Source organism: Staphylococcus lutrae (assembly GCF_002101335.1).
Lineage (GTDB): Bacteria > Bacillota > Bacilli > Staphylococcales > Staphylococcaceae > Staphylococcus > Staphylococcus lutrae.
Genome location: NZ_CP020773.1, coordinates 855,546 through 877,379, shown reverse-complemented (window position 1 = coordinate 877,379; position 21,834 = coordinate 855,546). Strand labels below are relative to the sequence as shown.

The 21,834-nt window shown below is 40.0% G+C and carries 17 protein-coding genes; 12 read left to right on the top strand and 5 right to left on the bottom strand.

Going from position 1 to position 21,834, the window contains the following annotated elements; all coding sequences use genetic code 11:
- Window positions 1–5 precede the first annotated feature (5 nt).
- Window positions 6–401, top strand: a complete 396-nt coding sequence (locus tag B5P37_RS04340) for a hypothetical protein (protein ID WP_085237077.1) — start codon at window positions 6–8, stop codon at window positions 399–401.
- Between the two features lie 364 nt (window positions 402–765).
- On the opposite strand, the gene B5P37_RS04335 is transcribed toward B5P37_RS04340, so the two are convergent.
- Window positions 766–1,896, bottom strand: a complete 1,131-nt coding sequence (locus tag B5P37_RS04335) for a sugar diacid recognition domain-containing protein (protein WP_085237076.1) — start codon at window positions 1,894–1,896, stop codon at window positions 766–768.
- A gap of 710 nt (window positions 1,897–2,606) precedes the next feature.
- Entirely contained in the window at window positions 2,607–3,590 is a 984-nt protein-coding gene (locus tag B5P37_RS04330) for a YeiH family protein (protein WP_085237075.1), read from the bottom strand.
- Window positions 3,591–3,785: 195 nt separating this feature from the next.
- On the opposite strand from B5P37_RS04330, the gene B5P37_RS04325 reads away from it, so the two are divergent.
- From B5P37_RS04325 to B5P37_RS04275, 11 genes are all read left to right on the top strand, one after another.
- Complete coding sequence (locus B5P37_RS04325; RefSeq protein WP_085237074.1) at window positions 3,786–5,435, top strand: alpha-keto acid decarboxylase family protein; 1,650 nt, start codon at window positions 3,786–3,788, stop codon at window positions 5,433–5,435.
- 609 nt (window positions 5,436–6,044) lie between these two features.
- Window positions 6,045–7,451, top strand: a complete 1,407-nt coding sequence (locus tag B5P37_RS04320; RefSeq protein WP_085237073.1) for an anthranilate synthase component I — start codon at window positions 6,045–6,047, stop codon at window positions 7,449–7,451.
- The gene (locus tag B5P37_RS04315) at window positions 7,448–8,032 is read left to right on the top strand and encodes an anthranilate synthase component II (protein WP_085237072.1); all 585 of its coding nucleotides are present in this window, start codon (window positions 7,448–7,450) and stop codon (window positions 8,030–8,032) included. Before B5P37_RS04320 ends, B5P37_RS04315 begins: the two co-directional genes overlap by 4 nt.
- Window positions 8,016–9,020: an anthranilate phosphoribosyltransferase gene (gene trpD / locus B5P37_RS04310; protein WP_085237071.1), complete on the top strand. Its 1,005-nt coding sequence runs from the start codon at window positions 8,016–8,018 to the stop codon at window positions 9,018–9,020. Before B5P37_RS04315 ends, trpD begins: the two co-directional genes overlap by 17 nt.
- Window positions 9,017–9,796 (top strand): indole-3-glycerol phosphate synthase TrpC, encoded by a 780-nt coding sequence (gene trpC, locus B5P37_RS04305; protein WP_085237070.1) that lies wholly within the window; start codon window positions 9,017–9,019, stop codon window positions 9,794–9,796. Before trpD ends, trpC begins: the two co-directional genes overlap by 4 nt.
- Window position 9,797: 1 nt before the next feature.
- Window positions 9,798–10,421 carry a phosphoribosylanthranilate isomerase gene (gene trpF, locus B5P37_RS04300; RefSeq protein WP_085237069.1) on the top strand — a complete coding sequence of 208 codons (624 nt, stop codon included), beginning with the start codon at window positions 9,798–9,800 and terminating at the stop codon, window positions 10,419–10,421.
- A gap of 2 nt (window positions 10,422–10,423) precedes the next feature.
- On the top strand, window positions 10,424–11,629 hold the full coding sequence (trpB, locus tag B5P37_RS04295; RefSeq protein WP_085237068.1) for a tryptophan synthase subunit beta: 1,206 nt from the start codon (window positions 10,424–10,426) through the stop codon (window positions 11,627–11,629).
- 2 nt (window positions 11,630–11,631) lie between these two features.
- The gene (trpA, locus tag B5P37_RS04290; RefSeq protein WP_085237067.1) at window positions 11,632–12,390 is read left to right on the top strand and encodes a tryptophan synthase subunit alpha; all 759 of its coding nucleotides are present in this window, start codon (window positions 11,632–11,634) and stop codon (window positions 12,388–12,390) included.
- 93 nt (window positions 12,391–12,483) lie between these two features.
- Window positions 12,484–13,203, top strand: a complete 720-nt coding sequence (locus B5P37_RS04285) for an HAD family hydrolase (RefSeq protein WP_085237066.1) — start codon at window positions 12,484–12,486, stop codon at window positions 13,201–13,203.
- Between the two features lie 404 nt (window positions 13,204–13,607).
- Window positions 13,608–15,401 carry an ABC transporter ATP-binding protein gene (locus tag B5P37_RS04280; RefSeq protein ID WP_085238413.1) on the top strand — a complete coding sequence of 598 codons (1,794 nt, stop codon included), beginning with the start codon at window positions 13,608–13,610 and terminating at the stop codon, window positions 15,399–15,401.
- Window positions 15,382–17,163: an ABC transporter ATP-binding protein gene (locus tag B5P37_RS04275; RefSeq protein ID WP_085237065.1), complete on the top strand. Its 1,782-nt coding sequence runs from the start codon at window positions 15,382–15,384 to the stop codon at window positions 17,161–17,163. Before B5P37_RS04280 ends, B5P37_RS04275 begins: the two co-directional genes overlap by 20 nt.
- 112 nt (window positions 17,164–17,275) lie before the next feature.
- On the opposite strand, the gene B5P37_RS04270 is transcribed toward B5P37_RS04275, so the two are convergent.
- The 3 genes from B5P37_RS04270 to B5P37_RS04260 form a co-directional block, all read right to left on the bottom strand.
- A complete protein-coding gene (locus tag B5P37_RS04270) occupies window positions 17,276–17,656 on the bottom strand; it encodes a VOC family protein (protein ID WP_085237064.1) in 381 nt (126 codons plus the stop codon).
- 65 nt (window positions 17,657–17,721) lie between these two features.
- Window positions 17,722–19,110: an alanine/glycine:cation symporter family protein gene (locus B5P37_RS04265; protein ID WP_085237063.1), complete on the bottom strand. Its 1,389-nt coding sequence runs from the start codon at window positions 19,108–19,110 to the stop codon at window positions 17,722–17,724.
- Between the two features lie 543 nt (window positions 19,111–19,653).
- Complete coding sequence (locus B5P37_RS04260; protein ID WP_085237062.1) at window positions 19,654–21,609, bottom strand: fructose-1,6-bisphosphatase; 1,956 nt, start codon at window positions 21,607–21,609, stop codon at window positions 19,654–19,656.
- Between the last annotated feature and the right edge of the window lie 225 nt (window positions 21,610–21,834).

Here is a 21,834-nt window from a genome sequence, read left to right as displayed (position 1 = left end):
TGATGATGAAAAAACCAAAAGATTATATATATGATGTTTTTCAGAAAATAGGCAACAACAAGATGAAGTTGATTTTTATTGTCGTATTGATTATAGGCATACTTTTTATTGGTATGGGGACTTTTATTCCAGAGTTAAATCGTCAAACGTACAAAGGTGTCGTCGTTGAAAAATATCGTGAACACCACGATTTGACGACAGGGACGACCCAATGGATTGTCCTCAAACAAGGGGATCGAACGATTAAAATAGAAAACAATGATATATTATTGCACGGGAAATGGGATAGCAAAGCAATTCAAAAAGAAATTCGGGAAGGTCAACAAGCGACAGTTCATACGATTGGTTTTGATCTCCCTAGTATTGGGCTTCACCCCAACTTATATCAAATCGAACAATAGGGTTTATGGATATAAAGAAATAGGATAGACGGTCTCATACGTGTGATTATAGGTGAAAGGTTATACGTTACACCTTAACGTATGGTAACAAGGATTGAGATGGGTGTTCTCTCATGTGCTCTGTCAAGAACGGAATACGCATATACGGCTGAATCACAGCCCATTGCGATCGTTCTATTATAATGATGGATGAGATGTCAGAACAAGCGGTTCTCGTCCTTGTTCACGTTTGAAATAAGCGCGAAACAAGGACGGGTAATGCAGAACGATTGCGTTTGGACGACGTCCTATTGCGCAGGTGGCCGCAAATCAGAAGTCTATCGTCATGCGCAATGGTTTGTTGTCTCATTGATTGATGCGCCAATTATTCTGAAGCTTCATAAAGGAGTTGGGAAATTCTGAGCAATACAATGCCATCAATTGTATTGGGATCCCATCCCGTAATCTCATGGATTTTTTTAATTCTATAATTTAAAGTATTTCGATGAATAAATAAATCATTCGCGGTTTTCACAAGCTTTCCATGATTTCTAAAATAAGCTTCAATCGTTTCACCTAAGTATTTATCCTCACCTAAATGGAGCAATTTTTTATAGTTTGCGACCAGTGATGACTCATTGTCTGGCGTGAATTTCCTAATATTATTACATATCGTTGCTAATTCGTAATGTTTATACGTATGCAACCCTTCTTGAATCTTCAAATCATCCAACAATGCCTTTAACGATAGTGCCTCATGGTAGGATTGCACCAATCCTTTGACGCCTGTCGTAAAAGACCCCAACGTAATTAAAGTACGTTTGAATACATCACTTTGTACATTTTTCTCAAACCCTTCAATTAATTCACTATGAGATTTACCACGATTAGGATTTGATTTCACGATATAGACATAAGACTGAGGTGAAATCTCAATAATATCATCTCCGGGTAGGCGCAAAGCTTCTAATGTGTCGCGTAGCGCGGTCGTTTTTGATTTACTTGTACTTTGTGTTGAAATTAAAGCCACCGCAAATTCTTCTGCTAATCCTAAACGTTCAATCATATTTTTGCGTTGATAGGTTTGAAAATAAACAGTTGGGTTAAATAAGAGATGTGCAAGCATCTGTGTTCGAGATAATGTTTCTTGAAAGCGTGAGGTATGTTCTAATTCTTCATCGACAATGAATTCAGCATTGAGTTTTAACAAGTGGGTGTATGCTCTAATGTCATCGGGATCACCGGAAACGAGCAGTGCACCGTAAACGCTTCCGTGGCGTTCGATAGGGAGGATAATGCCTGGACCTTGGACGTTCCAAAAAGAAACGTCATCTCCTTCTATTTCAATCGGAAGGTTTCTTTCGATTGCGTGACGTGCAGCACGATGTAACTCACCAATGCGCGGTGTGTGTGATGATGCGATAATTTGACCACTTCTATTGGCAATAAGTACTTCAGCTTTAATGATGGATGATGCTTTTTTCACTACTTTTTGAGCCCAATGTTGTTTGATCATTATATTCCAGCTCCTATTGGATATGTATTCTGAATAAATAGGAATAAGGAAAACACCTGTTTATTCAGTCTAAAAAGTACATACGCGGATGGGTCAGGTTGATGTCACGTATCCTTGTTGCCTCGATGTATGACCCACTTATTGAAAGTAAGATTCGGTGATGCTGTGCCGCTATCACAGGGTCGAGCATGCTTAATCAATGGCGATGCGATGAAGTATAGTGATTTAAAAATCATGTCGATGACCTAGCGTTTGACTCGTACTGAGATTGCTATGGTTGGGATGTATTTTCAATTTTAAAGCATTTGGTGTCATGTCCAAAGGCATGATGTTAAAAATTTTAAATTTCAAAAGTGGTGTATCAAATAGAGTACGATGGCACAATTCAATGTTTTTAAATTTAGAGTTATCTATTCTTTTATAATAAAGCACATTTTACTTCTTATGCAAATTTATATCTAATTATCTTAGAAGTGATATATTATTTATTTCACATTGTAGTTAAGACAATCAGTATAATTTATTTTTATTTATATTATAATGAAGTTTTTTTAATTTATAAATGACTATAAGTAATTTTGTTCAAATGATGAATAGCACGTGTCAATTTTGACCAACGTAATGAACAACATTTCACCTATACATAGGAAGAAATTTGAAAAGTAATACAGACAGATATGATGACAGGGAATCTTCCTCTTCTTATCATTTTAAATTTTAATGATGGAGAGAATAATAAGACTTGTGATAATCAGTGATGCCCATACGATGAAGCCTAATAAAATCGGTTTGATGCCTGCACGTTTGAATTGATTGAATTTGACAGAGAGACCTACACCTGCAAGTGCAATAGTGATGAAAAAGAGTGATGCTTGTTTGAAAATAGCAATGACGTCTTCCGAAAAGTTCAAAAATGTACTGATTAGCGATGCCAGAATAAACCAGATGATGAAGTTAGGAATAAGTTGCCAAATTTGACGTTGTTCGTGCGCGTATGATGACGGTTGTTTTTTTGCCATCCATAAGGCGAGACCAATCGTAATTGGCACGATAAAGAGTGTTCGTGTCAGTTTAACAATTGTCGCAACTTCGAGTGCTTTTGAACCATAGAGGGCACTTGCGGCGACAACGCTCGATGTATCATTAATGGCGGTTCCACTGAAAAAACCGAACGCCTCTTGGCTCATGTGGAACAAATGACCGAGTGGTGGGAAAATGATGACAGCAACGAGATTGAATAAGAAAACAGTGGAAAGGCTAAAGGCAATGACTTCTTCTTTCGCTTTAATGACAGGACTGGTTGCTGCGATGGCTGAGCCCCCACATATAGAGGTTCCTACACCAATTAGGATACCGGTATGTAAATCGATTTTTAGCCATTTTACGATTAATGTAACGACGATGAAAGCAGTCAGCAATGTCACAATAAGGATAGGAAGTGACTGAAGGCCGACAGTACCAATCGATTTAAAGCTTAAAGTAAAACCAAGCAAGATAATACTATAATGGAGAATTTTCTTATTACTAAATTGAATTCCAGGTTTAAAGGAATTGGGCAGTTGCAACATATTATTCAGTAACATCCCTATCACCATAGCGAAGATAGCACTACCGATAATAGGGAAGAAGCGGCCGAGTAGCGTTGCTAAGAGTGCAATTCCAATTGTAAGTAGAAGACCTTTTATTTTTGACATTTCATCATGACTCCCTTCATGAAGTGACAGTGACTTTTGACTTTTAATTGAGATGACTTGTCAACAAGTATAGGCGTCTTACTTTGTTTTTTCAATAGGGAGTTCACGTTTATAGGTCAACTACATTGACTTTTTATTGATTGCGCGCTAAAATGTAATTTGTAATCAATCAAGAGAGAAAAGGACGGGATTACAATGAAAAAACGAGTCGGTCAATTTTTAATAGATGAAATTGCAAAACAAGGTGTAGACAAAATTTTTGGTGTGCCGGGGGACTTTAACTTGTCATTTTTAGATGATATCGAGGCGCATCAAACAATCGATTGGGTAGGGAATACGAATGAATTAAATGCAAGTTATGCAGCAGATGGATATGCACGGATACATGGACTCGCTGCGATGGTCACGACTTTTGGTGTCGGGGAACTGAGTGCCGTGAATGGGATTGCGGGTTCTTTTGCAGAACGCGTCCCAGTTATTCAAATTACAGGAGGCCCTACGACAGCAGTAGAGAAAGCCGGAAGTTATGTTCACCATTCTTTAGGTAACGGTCAATTTGATGATTATCAAAAAATGTACGCGCATATTACAGCAGCACAAACCGTACTTTCTGAAGAAAATGCATTAATAGAAGTTCCGCGTATGATTAAAGTGGCACTTGAAGAAAAGCGCCCTGTTCACATTCATTTGCCAATAGACATTGCAATGAGAGAAATTGAAATTCCTGATAACGTGGGCGATGCACAGGCGACAGAAGAAAAAGATTTATCCAATATTGTGGAAAAAGTAACGAAAAAGCTGCATGATGCGAAACAAGTCACTTTAATTGTTGGTCATGAAATCAATAGTTTTGCCTTACAACATGAAGTACAAACCGTTGCGGAACGATTAAATCTACCCGTTGCACAATTATCACTGGGTAAGAGTGCGTTTAACGAAGAAAGCACTCAATATATGGGAATGTATGATGGTGAAGTGGCTGAAACAGCCATTCGTGATTATGTTGATGGTAGTGATTTAGTATTGACATTAGGTGCAAAATTAACGGACTCTGCTACGGCAGGATTTTCACAAAAATTTCCTGATGAGGCTGTGATGATGTTGAATCATCATCAAGTTAAAATAGGAGATTATGAAACAACAGAACCGACGTTGGCTGAACTCATTGAAGTTTTAAAAATGATTGATTTCCGTTATAACGGTGATTTTCCTCAATATCAATGGCCGAGTGCAAGTCAGGCCGATGACGTGTTAAACGATGCGCCATTGACACAGGAAAACTATTTCAAATTAATGCAAACCTTTGTCCGCAAGGGAGATGTCATCTTAGCTGAGCAAGGGACTTCGTTCTTTGGCGCATATAACTTAGCGCTTGAAGCATCAACGACATTTATTGGACAACCTTTATGGGGTTCAATCGGATATACTTTGCCGTCCACTTTAGGGACTTTGCTCGCAGCACCTCAACGCCGTCATGTATTGTTAATTGGTGATGGTTCATTACAGTTAACGGCACAAGAAATGTCGACAATGATTCGTCAAAAATTAAATCCAGTCGTATTTATCATTAACAATGAAGGGTATACTGTTGAGAAAAAAATTCATGGTGAAACAGCAGAATACAATAATATTCAAACATGGGATTACAAATTATTGCCTGCTTTATTCGGCAATAAAGCTATCCCAACTTATGATGTGCGTACGACGAATGAACTTAAAGCAACGATGGATCGCATTGAAGCACAACCGAATACGATGCACGTCGTGGAAGTTCATATGGATGTACTCGATGCGCCGGAAACACTGGACGCCATTTCGAAAGCCTTTGCAGCTCAAAATGAATAGTCACCTCATAGATTTGAATTTTTAGAGTTGACATGATTTCGAAATCGATGTATAGTGTGTGATAAATAACTCGTATGATTGATAATGTAGTTTTTACGTGTGTAGCCAACAGAAAGCTAGCGGGAGATGTAAGCTAGCACAGCGTAGAAATGAATTGGGCAATCTGTATATACGAACCAATTTCATTTAAAATTAAAAAGCGAACATGATGCATCAGCACATGTTAACTAAGGTGGCACCACGGTAACGCGTCCTTATTGAAGAGACGATGGCTGTGGTGTTTTTTTGGTTGAAGCCATCACTGGTGTATCACCGTATTTGACGGATACGAGTCTTATGATGGTGACAATGCTTGCAATGTTACTCGTGCATGCATATTTTGTGAGGGAAGATGAAGTAGTTTGAAATAACGGTAGTTTCAGAAAATAGACGGTCGATGCAAGTCTATACCGCTTTCAAATGAATTGGGTCTGACTTGAAGCAACCAATTGAATAATGAAACAAAGAGAGCAGTTTGAAACTGTTAACAAAGGTGGTACCGCGTGCGAGCGTCCTTTATTGGGGATGTGCGCATGCGTTTTTTTATTTCAGTTTTGGAGGAGAAGTTCAATGGATATGATATATCAAATTTTAGACGCGCCAATTAATCCAGAAACGTTGGCTCGGCATCGTCAACATAAGATTGTCTTCGAAAGTGCGACGACATCGCAGACAAAAGGGCGTTATTCTGTTGTCGCCTTTGATACATATGGTGAAGTCACTTTAACTGAATCGAATTTAGAGGTTAAGACGCCGCAACACCATTTTCATGAAACAACGGCACCATTTGAAAAACTCAAAGCATTCGTAGGAGATTATCATGCGATGATTGATAGCGATGAACTTCGAGCATTGCCCTTTATTTCAGGTTTCATGGGGTATTGCAGTTTCGATTTAGTCCGTCATGCCTTTCCGATGCTTCAACAATATGAAGCGAAAGAGACAGGACATCATGATGTTCATTTCTACATGATTGAGTCAGTGTATGTTTTTGATCATTACAAAGAACAAATTTATGTCATCGTGACGAATTTGTTTTCTGGGGCATCACAAGCTGAAATGGCGGCGCGCTTGCAACAGATGATTGATGAGTTCGATAACATTCAATTGTTTGAAACAACAGAAGTTCCTGAATTGCCAACTAAAGTGATTGAAACAAATGTGGATGCGGACACGTTTATTGCACAAGTCCAACAATTTAAAGCACTCATTCAACGCGGTGATATGTTTCAAGTCGTACCGTCTCGAATTTATCGATATGCCCATCATTTTGGAAGTCAGCGCTATGCATTGACGTATCAACTGTATCAAAAATTGAAGCGCAATAATCCCAGCCCGTATATGTTTTATGTCAATATGGGAGGTCCTATATTAGTTGGAAGCTCACCTGAAAGCTTTGTAAAGGTCAAGGCAGGTAAAGTCATGACCAATCCTATCGCAGGGACGACGAAAAGAGGTATGACGGAAGAAGAAGACCAACGGCTTGCTCAAATATTGTTGAATGATGAGAAGGAACTCAGTGAACATCGCATGTTAGTTGATTTAGGGCGCAATGATATTTTACGTATTGCACAACCAGGAACGTTGCAACTGCCTAAATTAATGATAATTGAACGTTATGAGCATGTGATGCACATCGTTAGTGAAGTGACAGGGGATGTTGATCCGACCTTGTCTCCAATTGATGTCATTGCGAGTTTATTGCCAACTGGCACGGTGTCAGGTGCCCCTAAATTACGTGCAGTTCAACGGATTTATGAAAATCAACCACTAAAAAGAGGCGTTTACAGTGGTGGGGTCGGTTATATCAATTGTGATCATACGTTGGATTTAGCATTGGCCATTCGTACGATGGTCATTGATGAGATCTTTGTAAATGTTGAAGCAGGATGTGGTGTCGTCTATGATTCCATACCGGAAAAAGAATTAGAGGAGACGAGATTAAAAGCAAAAAGTTTACTGGAGGTCACACTATGATATTAGTTATCGATAATTATGATTCGTTCACTTACAACTTGGTGGATATGTTTCGGCAAAGGACCCATGTCATTGTCAAGTATCCGGATGACGAGACGTTGTTTGATATTCAACCCACTGCTGTCGTGATTTCACCAGGACCTGGGCATCCAGAAGATACGACACGGTTACATGAAATTATTGATCATTTTAAGTCTCTCCCAATTTTAGGAATTTGTCTAGGTGCCCAAGCACTGTATTGTTACTATGGTGGGATGGTCATCGTTGCGGATAAAGTGATGCACGGTAAAATAGATGTGCTTCAGTTTGGCGAACCGACCCCATTGTACGCTGGGATATCAGAACATTCTGAAATCATGCGTTACCATTCACTCATATGTGACAGGCATTCACTGCCAAATGATTTAAAAATAACAGGTCGGACAACGGACAGTATTCAATCTTTTGAACATAAAAAGCATCCTCATTACGGGATTCAATACCATCCTGAATCGTTTGCCAGTCAAGATGTAGCAAGTGTAATTGATAACTTTTTAATCATTGTAAAGAAAGGTGTGTTGAAACATGACACTACTCAATAAAATAATGAATTTTGAAACGCTGAATCATAGTGAAATGAGCCAATTTGTCGGCACGTTATTATCCGAAACAACGCCTTTAGAAGACAAGGTCGCATTACTTGTCGCATATACGATGAAAGGTGAAACAACAGATGAATTGTATGCGTTATGTGAAAGTTTAATTCATACGATGTACACAGAACAACCACGCTATCCAGGAAGTATGTGCGTATGTGGAACAGGTGGAGATGGTTCTAATAGTTTCAACATTTCTACGACAGTCTCTTTTGTCGCGGCGAGCGGAGGGATTGAAGTGGTGAAGCATGGGAATAAAAGCGTGACATCACGATCAGGAGGGATGGACCTTCTACAAGTCATGGGGATTGCGACGACGCCAGTTCAACAGGTGATGGCACAGTTAAAAGCGACACATTTGGCCTTTGTGAGTGCGACGGAATCTTATCCTGTCATGAAGCATATGCAACCAGTGCGTGTCAAAGTGGGGAGACCGACAATTTTGAATCTTGTCGGACCGATCATTAATCCATTTGCACTTGATTACCAAGCGATGGGCGTATTTGATGCCTCTAAAATGTTAGAAATCGCAGAAGTATTGTATCGATTAGGACGTAAAAGAGCGATTGTCATGCATGGTGCAAATGGTATGGATGAAGCGACATTATCAGGTGATAATAGAATCGTTGAAATGGATCAAACACAAGGTATCCGGGAATATACGGTTAATGCAATCGATTATGGTCTACGATATGCGCCGGATACTGCGCTTCGAGGGGGAACGCCAGAAGAAAATAAAGCAATAACGCTCAACATTTTAAATGGTTCGGATCGCACTGTACGTCGTGACGTAGTATTACTGAATGCAGGACTTGCATTTTATACTGCTGAGGTAACAGCAACGATTGAAGAAGGCATTGCACATGCAGTGAACTGTATTGATTCAGGTGCGGCGTATCGACAATATGAACAAGCGAGAGGTGTTGCGGTATGACCATATTGGATGACATTGTTGTATATAAGAAAAAATTATTGGTTGAAGGGTATTATGACCGATTGTTGGACACACTAGATGGGATAGATGTGTCTCATAAACCGACATTAGCAGCACAATTTGAGCGTGATGAAACGATAGGCGTTATCGCAGAAATTAAGTCAAAAAGTCCTACAGTGTCGGATATCCCGCAACGTGATTTGTGCACACAGTTGCAATGTTATACGGCGGGAGGCGCTTCGGCAATTTCAATTTTAACAGACGAACAGTACTTTGGCGGAAGTTATGAACGATTGGCGACATTGACACAACATACGGATGTACCGATATTATGTAAAGATTTTATGATTGATGAACGACAAATTGACGTTGCTAAAAAAGCAGGGGCATCTATCATTTTATTAATTGTGAATATATTGACGGATGAAGCTTTGTCGCGTTTATATCATTATGCTATCGCATGTGGGTTAGAAGTATTAGTCGAAGTCCATGACAAGGAAGAGTTGGCTCGTGCGCATCGGATACAGCCTCAACTGATAGGCATCAACAATAGAGACTTAAAGGTATTCAAAACGGATATTCGGCATACAGGTGAAATCTTAACGAAGCGTCAACCGGGTGTACACTATATTTCTGAAAGTGGTATTAAAACCGTTGCTGATATGGAAACGCTCGTACGTACGGGGATATCCGGTGTACTGATTGGTGAAACATTAATGAAAGCCGACGATCCAAAAGCACAGCTCCAAGCTTTCAAATTGAAGAAAGAGGTGTGACATGTACCTTAAATATTGTGGCTTTACGCGCGAAGAAGACATTGAGCACGCAATACAATGTGACATTCAAGCGATCGGCTTTATTACTTATCCAAAAAGTAAACGATATGTTGATCTGTCACGTCTGGCGCAACTGTCTCGTTCAATACCCGAAACGATAGATGTCGTGGCGGTAACAGTGAATGCATCGATGGATGAACTGAGCGCGCTTGTGGAACAGACCGCCATCAATACGCTCCAGTTTCATGGTGATGAATCACCGGAACAACTGATGGCGTTTCAGCAACGTTATCCAGAGATTCAAATTTTTAAAGCACTTCCCGCAGGCCCTTTGTTAAATGCGCACATTCAGATCTATCAGCCGATTGTCGACCGAATTTTGATTGATACCCCGTCATCAAATTGGGGAGGAACAGGAGAGACGTTTGATTGGCAGCAATTACATGCATTGACGACGAGAGATTATTTGGTCGCTGGGGGATTTAACATAGATAACATACAAGATTTCCTTGATGCTTATCCGAATGTCGCGGGAATGGACATTGCAAGTGGTATCGAAAAAGAGACAGGGATCAAAGATAAAGTGAAAATGACAAAAATTGCAACGATTTTGAAAGGAGAATGAACATGAAACGTATTCAATTAGAAGCAGATGACAATGGATTTTTTGGTGAGTATGGTGGAAAGTTTGTACCAGAGACATTAATTCCTGCAATTGAAGAATTAAAAGTTGCCTATGAAGCGGCAAAGCATGATGAAACATTTCAACGAGAATACCATCATTATTTAAAAGATTATGTGGGACGAGAATCCCCATTAACATATGCGGCATCTTATACGGAGATGTTGGGTGGCGCCAAAATTTATTTAAAGCGTGAAGATTTGAATCATACGGGTGCTCATAAAATTAACAATGCTTTAGGACAGGCGTTATTAGCGAGAAGAATGGGAAAGAAAAAACTTGTTGCAGAGACAGGCGCTGGTCAACATGGTGTTGCAAGTGCGACCGTTGCCGCATTGTTTGATATGGAACTGGTTGTTTTTATGGGAGAAGAAGATATTCGACGCCAACAACTGAATGTCTTTCGTATGAGATTGCTTGGTGCGAAAGTCGTCCCTGTTACGGAAGGTCAAGGGACATTATCTGATGCGGTGAACAAAGCTTTACAATATTGGGTGGCACATGTAGACGACACACATTATTTATTAGGATCAGCGCTCGGTCCAGATCCGTTTCCAACGATGGTACGTGACTTTCAACGTGTGATTGGTGATGAAATTAAAACACAACTTCAAGCGAAAGAGGGATGTCTGCCAGATGCGGTCGTTGCTTGTGTTGGAGGCGGTTCGAACTCGATTGGGACGTTTTATCCTTTTGTACAAGATGCGAGTGTAAAGTTGTACGGGGTGGAAGCTGCGGGTGAAGGCGTCGACTCGGAACGACATGCATTAGCGATAAATAAAGGTAAAAAAGGTGTGCTACATGGAACGAGAATGTATTTAATTCAAGATGAACAGCATCAAATTAAGGCAGCCCATTCTATTTCAGCAGGTTTAGATTATCCAGGTGTTGGACCTGAACATAGTTATTATCATGATATCGGTCGAGTGGATTATGTGACGGCCAGTGATACCGAAGCGATGGACGCGTTAGTTCGTTTTACTCAAGCAGAAGGGATTATTCCAGCGATTGAAAGTGCACATGCATTAAGCTACGTTGAAAAGCTTGCCCCTCAAATGTCAAAGGATGAGATCTTAGTTGTCACAGTGTCAGGTCGAGGTGACAAAGATATGGAAACAATCAAAAATTATCTAGAAGGAAAGGAAGCATAACAATGCAAAGAAAACAATTTGTTGCATACATCATGAGTGGCACACAGATGGTTGAGCAATTAAAAGCATTAGATGAAGTCGGTGTAGATTATGTAGAGATCGGTATTCCATTTTCTGATCCAGTTGCGGATGGACCGGTGATCATGAAAGCGGGTCAAGCGGCCATCCAAGCAGGCATGACTGCACAAAAAATTATGGACCAATTGAAAACAATGAAACATGAAATTGACACACGCTATTTGCTCATGACTTATTATCACACGATAGAAACATATGGTGAAGCGGCATTTATGGCTGAAGCAGAAGCGGCGGGGGTTGAAGGTTTGATTATTCCCGATATGCCGCACGAATATCTGACACAATTGAAAGCACGCTATCCTCATCGTCGGTTAAAATTCATTTCGTTGATTGCGATGACTGCTGCATCGGAACGACGACAACGGATTGCACGTGCTGCAGAAGGGTTTATTTATACGATTACGATGAATCAAATTACAGGACAAAATGGTGAGTTTCATCCAGAGTTGAAGCAGAACATGAAGGATATTAAAGCGTGTACGGACATTCCTGTTATGGCGGGATTTGGTATTCGTACGCCTGAACATGTCAAAGATATCGCAACGGTTGCGGATGGCGTGATTATTGGAAGTGAAATTGTTCGTCGATTTCAAGAGGAAGGCATTGAAGCGACAAAAGCGTATTTAAAATCGATTCGAGAAGCATTAGATTCAATGGATTCGAATCCCCAAATCGTTGAATGAGTGCATACGAATAGACAAATTTGAGCGGACATGTCAGGATAAGATAAAGGTATTTTCGTCAGTCAACAATTTGGAGATAAGGGGTGATGAATGATGAACAATACAATTATTTTTGATTTAGATGACACGTTGTATGATCAATTACAACCTTTTGAATATGCCTATTATCGTCATTTTGGTGACAGTCAAATCGGTGTAGAGCGGCTGTATCGTCATTTTCGAATATATGGGGAGGCGTTATTCGAAGCGACGCAATCTGGACACATGTCTATATCGGCGATGCACGTAGTACGTATTACGCGTGCAGTCGCTGATTTTGATATTGCGTTGCCTGTAGACAAAGCACGGGCGTTTCAAAAAGATTACGAAACGGCGCAACAGCATTTGACCTTATCAGACACGATGACGACTTTGTTGCGTTATCTCGTTGCGCAAGGCGTTCGAATGGGGATAGTGACAAATGGAGAATCTGACCGTCAACGCGCAAAAATTAAAGCGTTGAAGTTGGATTCATATTTTCCAGAATCGCATCTATTTATTTCAGCTGAACTCGGTGTAGCAAAACCGAATCCGGCTATTTTTAACCGTGTGGGCCAACAGTTAGAAGTCCAACCACACACCACGTATTTCATTGGTGACCACTTTGAAAATGATGTTTTGGGGGCGTTAAATGTAGGATGGCAGGCGATTTGGTTTAATCGACGACATCATATCCCTTCCCAAATGCATCGGCGTCCAATGTATACCGTGACCACTGAACGGGAATTGTTGAATGTGGTTCAACACATCCTTGCATCGACGTTGAACAGATGATGTTGAGAATGTGTTTTGAATCCATCAGTGGATATTAAATCGTCCCCAGTTCTTTTTAACTTTCTGTCATTTTGAGCGTCACTACGTATGTCACCGTTCTATTTCCTCTTTTTTAGGTATTTAATATGGCGCTGTTTATCTCAAGATGATTATAAAATTATAATGTTACTTTTTTAGAATTATGATAAGCTAATAATGGAAACTTTATCGAAATATTCCGACATCGAGGTGTCATGTGAATGGATCGAATGGCTCATGTTTTGTGAACTGTAACGTGATGACAACATCCATCATTTTGAAATACAGTTCAAAAAATTGCAATGTCAGTGTAATGATGTTGTTTTGGGGAACTTCCCAATTAAAATTGAGAAATAGAAATGGAACAATTGAAAGCGGGTGACAGCATGAAAGTTTTTAAACAATTGGGATGGTTTCTAAAAGAAGAAAAGTGGCGTTATATCACAGCGTTGATCGCTTTGTTAATCGCCGCTTCATCCAGTTTAGTTCCGCCACAAATGATTGGTTTTGTGATTGATCGAATTACGACAAAAACATTAACACCACAAAATTTAACACTTTATCTCTTAACGATTTTTTTAATCGGAATTTGCGTATACGGTTTGCGTTACTTTTTGCGTATACGTTTTTTTGGAGCGAGCGCGAAATTGGGGCGTATATTAAGAGAGCGTCTCTACTACAAATACACGCAAATGAGTCCGTCATTTTATCAGCAGTATCGTACAGGAGACTTAATGGCACATGCGACTAATGATATTCGAGCTGTACAAAACACAGCAGGAATCGGTGTATTGACAATTTCAGAAGCGTTGATTACAGGTGGAATGACGTTGTTCATGATGTTCATCACAATCAGCCCTAAACTGACGCTTATCGCCATGATTCCTTTGCCTTTTTTAGTGATTTTAACGAGCCACTATGGACGATTATTACATAAAGGCTTTAAAGACGCACAGGCGGCATTTAGTCAGTTGAATGATAAAACACAAGAAAGTATTGCGGGTGTTAAAGTGACGAAATCATTTGGCTATGAGGCAGCGGATGAAGAAGATTTTCGTCAATTGAGCGATCGTGTCGTAGCAAAAAATTTAGTTGTTTCCAAAATTGATGCCTTATTTGATCCTACGATTGAATTGGTGATTGGTGCGAGCTATTTATTGAGTGTTATTTTCGGCGCTTATATGGTGATTGATGGTTCAATGACATTAGGTCAACTGATTACCTTTACGACTTACTTAGGGATGCTCGTTTGGCCACTCCTCGCATTAGGGTTTTTCTTTAACATTGTTCAGAGAGGTGCAGCTTCGTATGATCGAATACAAGCACTTGAACGTGTGCCAAACGATATTGTCTTAAAGCCGAAGTTGTCAGAAGCACCCACTGGAGACATTACATTTGATTTGGAAACATTTCAATTTAAAGATGCCACGGTAAACCATCTACGAGAGATTCATTTCACGGTTCGTCAGGGATCGACTATCGGTATTGTAGGTCACACAGGGGCAGGTAAAAGTTTGCTCATTCGGTTATTGTTAAGAGAGTTTGATACGCGACGTCCGGAAGACATACAATATGGCCATCAACCGATTCGTGATTATCCTATTGAAAAATATAGAGCGCAATTCGGCTACGTCCCACAGGAGCATTTTTTGTTTTCTTCGACGATACGTGGGAATATCGCATTCAGTCAACCGGATATTTCAGATGACGCCGTGTATCATGCCAGTGCGATGAGTCATATTCATCAAGATATTTTATCGTTGCCTGCCGCGTATGACACGGTCGTTGGTGAGCGAGGCGTTTCACTATCAGGTGGACAGAAACAACGGATTTCGATAGCGCGTGCGTTATTGATGAACCCAGAAGTGCTTATACTAGATGATGCCTTATCTGCAGTCGATGCCGAAACGGAAACGGCGATTTTAAATAACTTGAAAAAAGAACGACAAGGAAAAACCAATATCATTACGGCACATCGTATGAGTGCCGTGATGCACGCCGATTTAATCATAGTGATGCGTGATGGGACAGTGATTGAACAAGGTACGCATGAAGAACTGCTTCAAAATGAAGGTTGGTATGCAGATACATTTCAAGCGCAAGCGATGCAAAATCGTCTGACACAAGACTTGGAGAGTGAAGTAGGGGGAGGTGATTCGAATGAAGGAACAAGCAAGTAACGTCCAACTCACGGTAAAGGAGCAAGGGAGAGCGTTATACCGACTCATTCGATACACATTTCCATTTAAAAAATTGATATTTCTCACCTTCTCCATGTTGACTTTATCCACGCTATCCAGCATGTCGGTACCTTATTTAGTCAAAGTATTCATCGACCAATATTTGACACCGCGGCATTTTCCGAGTCATGATCTCATCGTATTATTGAGTGTGTTTATCGGTATACAACTTTTTGGTGCGGTCACGACTTATTTAAGTATTTATTATTTACAGTATCTTGCTTTTAAAGTGATACAACAGTTGAGAATCGATGCATTTCATCGGATTAGTCGGCTAGGGATGAAGTTTTTTGATGCGACACCAAGTGGGAGTATTGTCTCTCGTTTGACGAATGATACAGAAGCGATTGTTGAGATGTTTACGGGTGTGTTGTCTTCCTTTTTAGTCGCCTTTTTCATGATTATTGCAAGTTTTATCATGATGTTTGTTCTAGATATTCGGATGGCATTTTTTGCACTGCTCTTTATGCCGCTTGTATTCATCGTTTTAGCGGTATATCGAAAATATGCATCGATCTACTTTTATGAAACAAGACGCCGTTTGTCTGACTTGAATACGAAACTTGGAGAATCGATTGAAGGGATGAAGATTATTCAAATTTTCAACCAAGAAGCACGGTTAAGAGACGAATTCAAGGCCATCAATGCCGCTCATTATGATTATACGATGAAAACGATTCGCCTTGACGGATTGTTACTTCGACCCGCAATCACGATGTTAGCGACTTTTTCAACCGTGATGATTTTAGCGTATTTTGGGATTTTAAGTTTTTCATCTACGGTGACGGCAGGGGTCATTTATGCATTTATTCAATACATGCAACGTTTTTTTGAACCTGTCAATCAAGTGAGTCAGAACTTAAATATTTTCCAACAAGCGATTGTGTCTGCGAGCCGTGTGTTCAATATGATGGATAATCCAACACATGCGCCGTTACAAGAGGCAGAGAGCCAGCATGAAATCACAGAAGGCCGCATTGTCTTTGATGATGTCTCGTTCAGTTACGATGGTGAACATGATGTTTTAAAACATATTTCGTTTACGGTTGAACCGGGACAAACAGTGGCACTTGTGGGGCATACAGGATCTGGAAAAAGTTCGATTATTAATCTGTTTATGCGGTTTTATGAATTTAATAGAGGTGACATTCTTATTGATGGACAATCCATTAAACATTTTTCGCATCAGCAGTTAAAACAAAATACAGGTCTCGTCTTGCAAGATCCTTTTATGTTTTATGGGACGATTGCTTCCAACATTAAGCTCTATCATCCGACAATGGCACGTGAAGATGTGCGAGCAGCAGCACAATTCGTTCATGCGGATCAATTTATTGAAAGTCTAGAAAAAGGTTATGACCACCAAGTCATTGAAAAAGGTGGGGCGTTTTCCAGTGGTCAACGTCAACTCATTGCATTTGCACGTACAATGGCCATTGACCCGAAAATTTTAATTTTAGATGAAGCGACTGCAAATATAGATTCAGAAACGGAAGAAGCGATTCAACAATCACTTAACCGAATGCGTAAAGGGCGTACAACGATAGCCATTGCCCATCGCTTATCAACGATTCAAGACGCGGATGAAATATTAGTATTGAATCAAGGGGAAATTGTTGAACGTGGGACACATGAAACGTTAATTGCAAAAGGCGGGATTTATTATAAGATGTACCAACTCCAACTTAAAGGAGAATCTTAATTAAATCGCCACAATTGAGTGGAATCAATCGAATTTATCAAAAACACTATGCGACATGCACCTGTCTATGATGACATCGGTGGATAGACGCATAGTGTTTTTTGCATCAAGCTTATTGTTCGATTTGTCGTACTGCGAAATAGTGTCCTTCGTCATCTGAAAAGTTAAAGACCGTCCCAGTTGGCAATGTCATTTTTTCACCTACTTGTACCCCTTGGGATTGTAACGATTCATAAAGTGCATCGATATCAGTTGTGCCAAACATCAGAGAAGGGGTTCCAGTATTGACACCCATTCCCATTGCTTCGACTTTCGCTTTGTCTTGCAACACGATCGCCGTTTGTGCATCTTGGGTAGGTTTTAATGTAATCACACGCATCTCGTGATAGGTGTCATCACTTGCAACTTGGAAATCAAAGTGTGTCGTCCAGAACTGCTTAGCTTTCGTTTGGTCTTCTACGTAAAGCATGACCTCTTGTAAACGTTGTATCATCGTATCATTTCCTTTCGATTGTATCATAGCGTTATTTGCGAACGAATCGTAGCGCGTAACGTCATTTATTTTGTATAAAGTCGCGTGCTAGGATCGAAATAGTGTGCCGTTTCGCGTTGAACGACTTTGTACAAGAACAAAATACCAATTAAGTTTGGAATCATCATCAGGGCATTTGCGGTATCAGCAAATAACCAAACGGTTTGCAAATTCGCCACTGTTCCAATAAAGGTAGCGATGACATAGATGACGCCATAGAACATGACGAACTTCACACCAAATAAGTATTCGAAACATTTGGCGCCGTAAACGAACCACGCGATAATGGTAGAAAATCCAAAGAAAATGACGGAAAGTGACACGACATACTCGCCCAATGTACCGAGACTCGAACCGAAAGCGGTACTTGTCAGTGCGCCCGCTTCAAGATGCGCATCATGTTGGACACCGGATAGCAAGCCGCCAGTTGGATCCCAATATCCTGTAACGAGTAACACGAGGCCAGTCATGGTACAGACGATAATGGTCACGATAAAAGTTCCGGTCATCGCTACAAGGGCTTGCGTTGCAGGATGGCCAGCTTTCGCATTACCAGAAATGAGTGCAACCGTTCCTAAGCCGGCTTCGTTAGAGAAAATCCCTTTGGATACACCATTTTGTATTGCTTGCATCACGACAATACCTGAGAAGCCGCCTACAGCAGAGACAGGCGTAAACGCATATTGGAATATCAAGCGGAATGCTGGAATGATTTGGTCATAATTCATAATCAGTATAATCAATGAGGCCCCGATATAAAATATCGCCATCATTGGGACAAAGAACCCTGCCACATTACTGATCCGTTTAAGGCCACCAAAAATAATTAATGAAATGAGAAGTACGAGCACAATGCCTGTAATAAAGCCGTTGACATTAAAACTATTGGTCATGACATCGGCAATGGTATTCGATTGGACACTGTTGCCAATCCCTAATGCGGCAAAAGCGCCGAATATGGCAAAGGCGATGGCTAAAAACTTAAAGCGTGGGCCAAGCCCTTTTTCTATGTAATACATGGGTCCACTCGAATACTCGCCATTTTGATTTTGGACACGATATTTCATCGCTAACAATGCTTCTGCATATTTCGTTGTCATTCCGAGCAAGCCAACGACCCACATCCAAAAAATGGCACCTGGACCTCCTAAACTGACAGCTGTCGCAACACCGGCGATGTTTCCGTTACCAATCATGCCGGCAAGTGAAGTCATTAATGCTTTGAAGTTACTAATGTCACCTTCACTTTCAGCCTCCTTTTGATTTGGAACGAATGCCAGCTTGAACGCATGGAATAATTTCGTAAATTGCATGCCTTTTAATATCACGGTTAAAAATAAACCCGTGCCAGTTAATAAAATGAGACTCGGTGCGCCCCACAATAATGCATTTAAACTTTCTAGGATATTAACCACACTTTACCCTCCATTTTTGACATCTCTTAAGTAAACGCTTTCAATATTATAATACATATATATTTAAACTGTAAAATAATTCTTATTTCCAATTATTCATATTGTAATTAAATGTTAATTAAAAAGTTTTGACAGGTGCATTAAAGCACTTCAATTGGAAGAGATGTACGTTTATTCATCGTGTTCTATTATATTTAAAAACACACTTTCAAATTTTACACCTTTCTTTTAAACATTACCACTTTTATTTTACATGTGTATAGGTGTTGCAAGTGTCGTATCAATGGTCGAGAAATGAGGTCGTCGCATTGGCAGATGAGTGTCGTTTCCTAAGGGATGGAGTCAGAGTGACCCTCATGGAAGACGCGTGTAAGCCTAAAAAAGCACCTTACACTCGCGTTTTAGTGCAATACAGAGTGTAAGGCGGTACTAGTTGAAAGGATATGAGGATCAATGGCATCAAGCGTTTGATATTGAGAAATGCATCGACGATTAAGGTGCTGCATCTCACTATGGATTGAATAAAATGGCGGACGTTGAACGTTACTTCATGTAGCGGTAGGACAGTAACGCTTTAAGCATATCAATTTCTTTTTGCAGCGCGATGCCCTCATTGGTATCGCGAATTAACTTTCTTTCTAGTTCCTCGTCGACAACTCTACGGATGGACAGTTCATCTTCGCCTGTTTCTAACATATTTTCTTTAGAATTAAAATGTTGATGTGCAACGAGTTGCATTCCAAATGAGTTATACAATAGCGTATATCCTGCAATCCCCGTTGTTGATTGATACGCTTTTGAAAAGCCACCATCAATAACGAGCATTTTGCCGTTCGCTTTAATAGGATTTTCACCATCACGTTCTTTAACAGGTGTGTGCCCGTTGATAATGCGGCCCTGTTCAGGATTTAAATCAAATTCTTGAAGCATTTTTTTGACGACGTCCTCATTCTCACGCAACCGGTAATACGGGTTTTTTTCTTCTTTATGCGTACTTTTATCCTCTATGAAATAACGCTCAAAAGTCGTCATTGCGCGTTTACCAAAAAGTGATGAGTATTTGCCGGTCCATAAGTACCATATGAGGTCTGTGGAAAGATCCTCTTGAACTTCAGGATGCTCATAGGCTTCGCGAACGTGCTTTTCAAATTCATCAATCAGTTGACGTCCTGCTAAAAAGCGTCCATTAATCGTCATGCCTTCCATTTCACCTTGTGCGTCAATCGGAATACATCCATGGATGAGTAAATTGCCATTATAACGTAAGTACAGATTTCCTTTTTTCATCAGAAAGTCGACATGCCGGCGTAATTTTTCAGATTCTTGTACAGAAATTAATAATTTATCCATGACTTCTTTTTCTTCTTCAAGTAACGCTGTTGGCTGACGCGGATCAACGGTTTTGAAACAAGTGTTTGTAATCGGGTGTACTTTGCCATTAATTTCTATACTGCGTTCACGATAATTAACGCGATCGAGTAGTAACCGTTCAGTCATTTCGAATTCAGGACGGCGTTTAATAATAGGACCTTCTAATTTAAATTGAATCATTGCAATCGCTTGATGAATTTTAGTGATTTGCAGTATTTCTGATTCAGAAGGATTTTTTTCAGGATGCTTTTTGGGACGGAATGCGGGATTATCATCATAATATTTTTCAGCTAATGTCAACAGCGGACGTAAATTGATACCATAAGCATCTTCTATAATGTCGAGATTGTCGTAACGTGCACAAATGCGAAGTAAGTTCGCTAAACATACTTTTGATCCAGCATAAGCGCCCATCCATAAGACGTCATGATTCCCCCATTGAATGTCGACAGAGTGATAGTCAATTAAAGTATCCATTATTTTATCAGGAGCAGGGCCACGGTCATAAATATCGCCGACAACGTGTAGGTGATCGACGACAAGTCTTTGAATGGCATGTGCCAAGCTAATCATAAATTTGTCGGCTTGATGGAGCTGAATGATTTGTTGAATCATCGTCTCATAATATGCCTTTTTATTATTGTATTCATTACTTTTATAGAGTAGCTCTTCTGTCATAAATCGATATTCTGGTGCTAAAGAATGACGTAATTTTGTACGTGTATATTTTGAAGACGTATATTTGATCAATTCGAGAAGATGGTTAATCGTATTTTTATACCAGACATGACTTTCTTCAATCGTGTTGAAATCATTTTTAATCCGTTTAATCTTTTCTTCGGGATAATACACTAATGCAATTAATGTATTCATTTCTTTGTGACTTAAACGGGATTGGAAAATATCATGAATTTTTGCTTGCACATTCCCAGACCCATTGCGTAAGACGTGTTGGAAAGCGTGATATTCGCCATGAAGGTCGCTAACGAAGTGTTCCGTTCCTTTAGGCAAGTCTAAAATCGATTCTAAGTGAATAATCTCCGTTGCAACTTTTTCTTCAGAATCAAATTTTTCAGCGATTAAGTCTAAATACTGCCTTTTTAACTCTTTCTCTGATTGAGAGGACATGTGAATTGCTCCTTTGCTTAAATTTTGTACGGGATTTAAAGTCGTACTGTCCGGTGATGACACAGCCGTTCATTCGTAGACGCATGTGGCGGAGTGTGATATGACAATCTGTCGTTCTCCAACACAACATCAAATGATAATGAGGACGAGGCTTAAGGCATCCTTCCCAATGATAAGGTCTCATGAAGAGGAGAGAAGGTATTGATGCATCTCACAGCGTCGTAT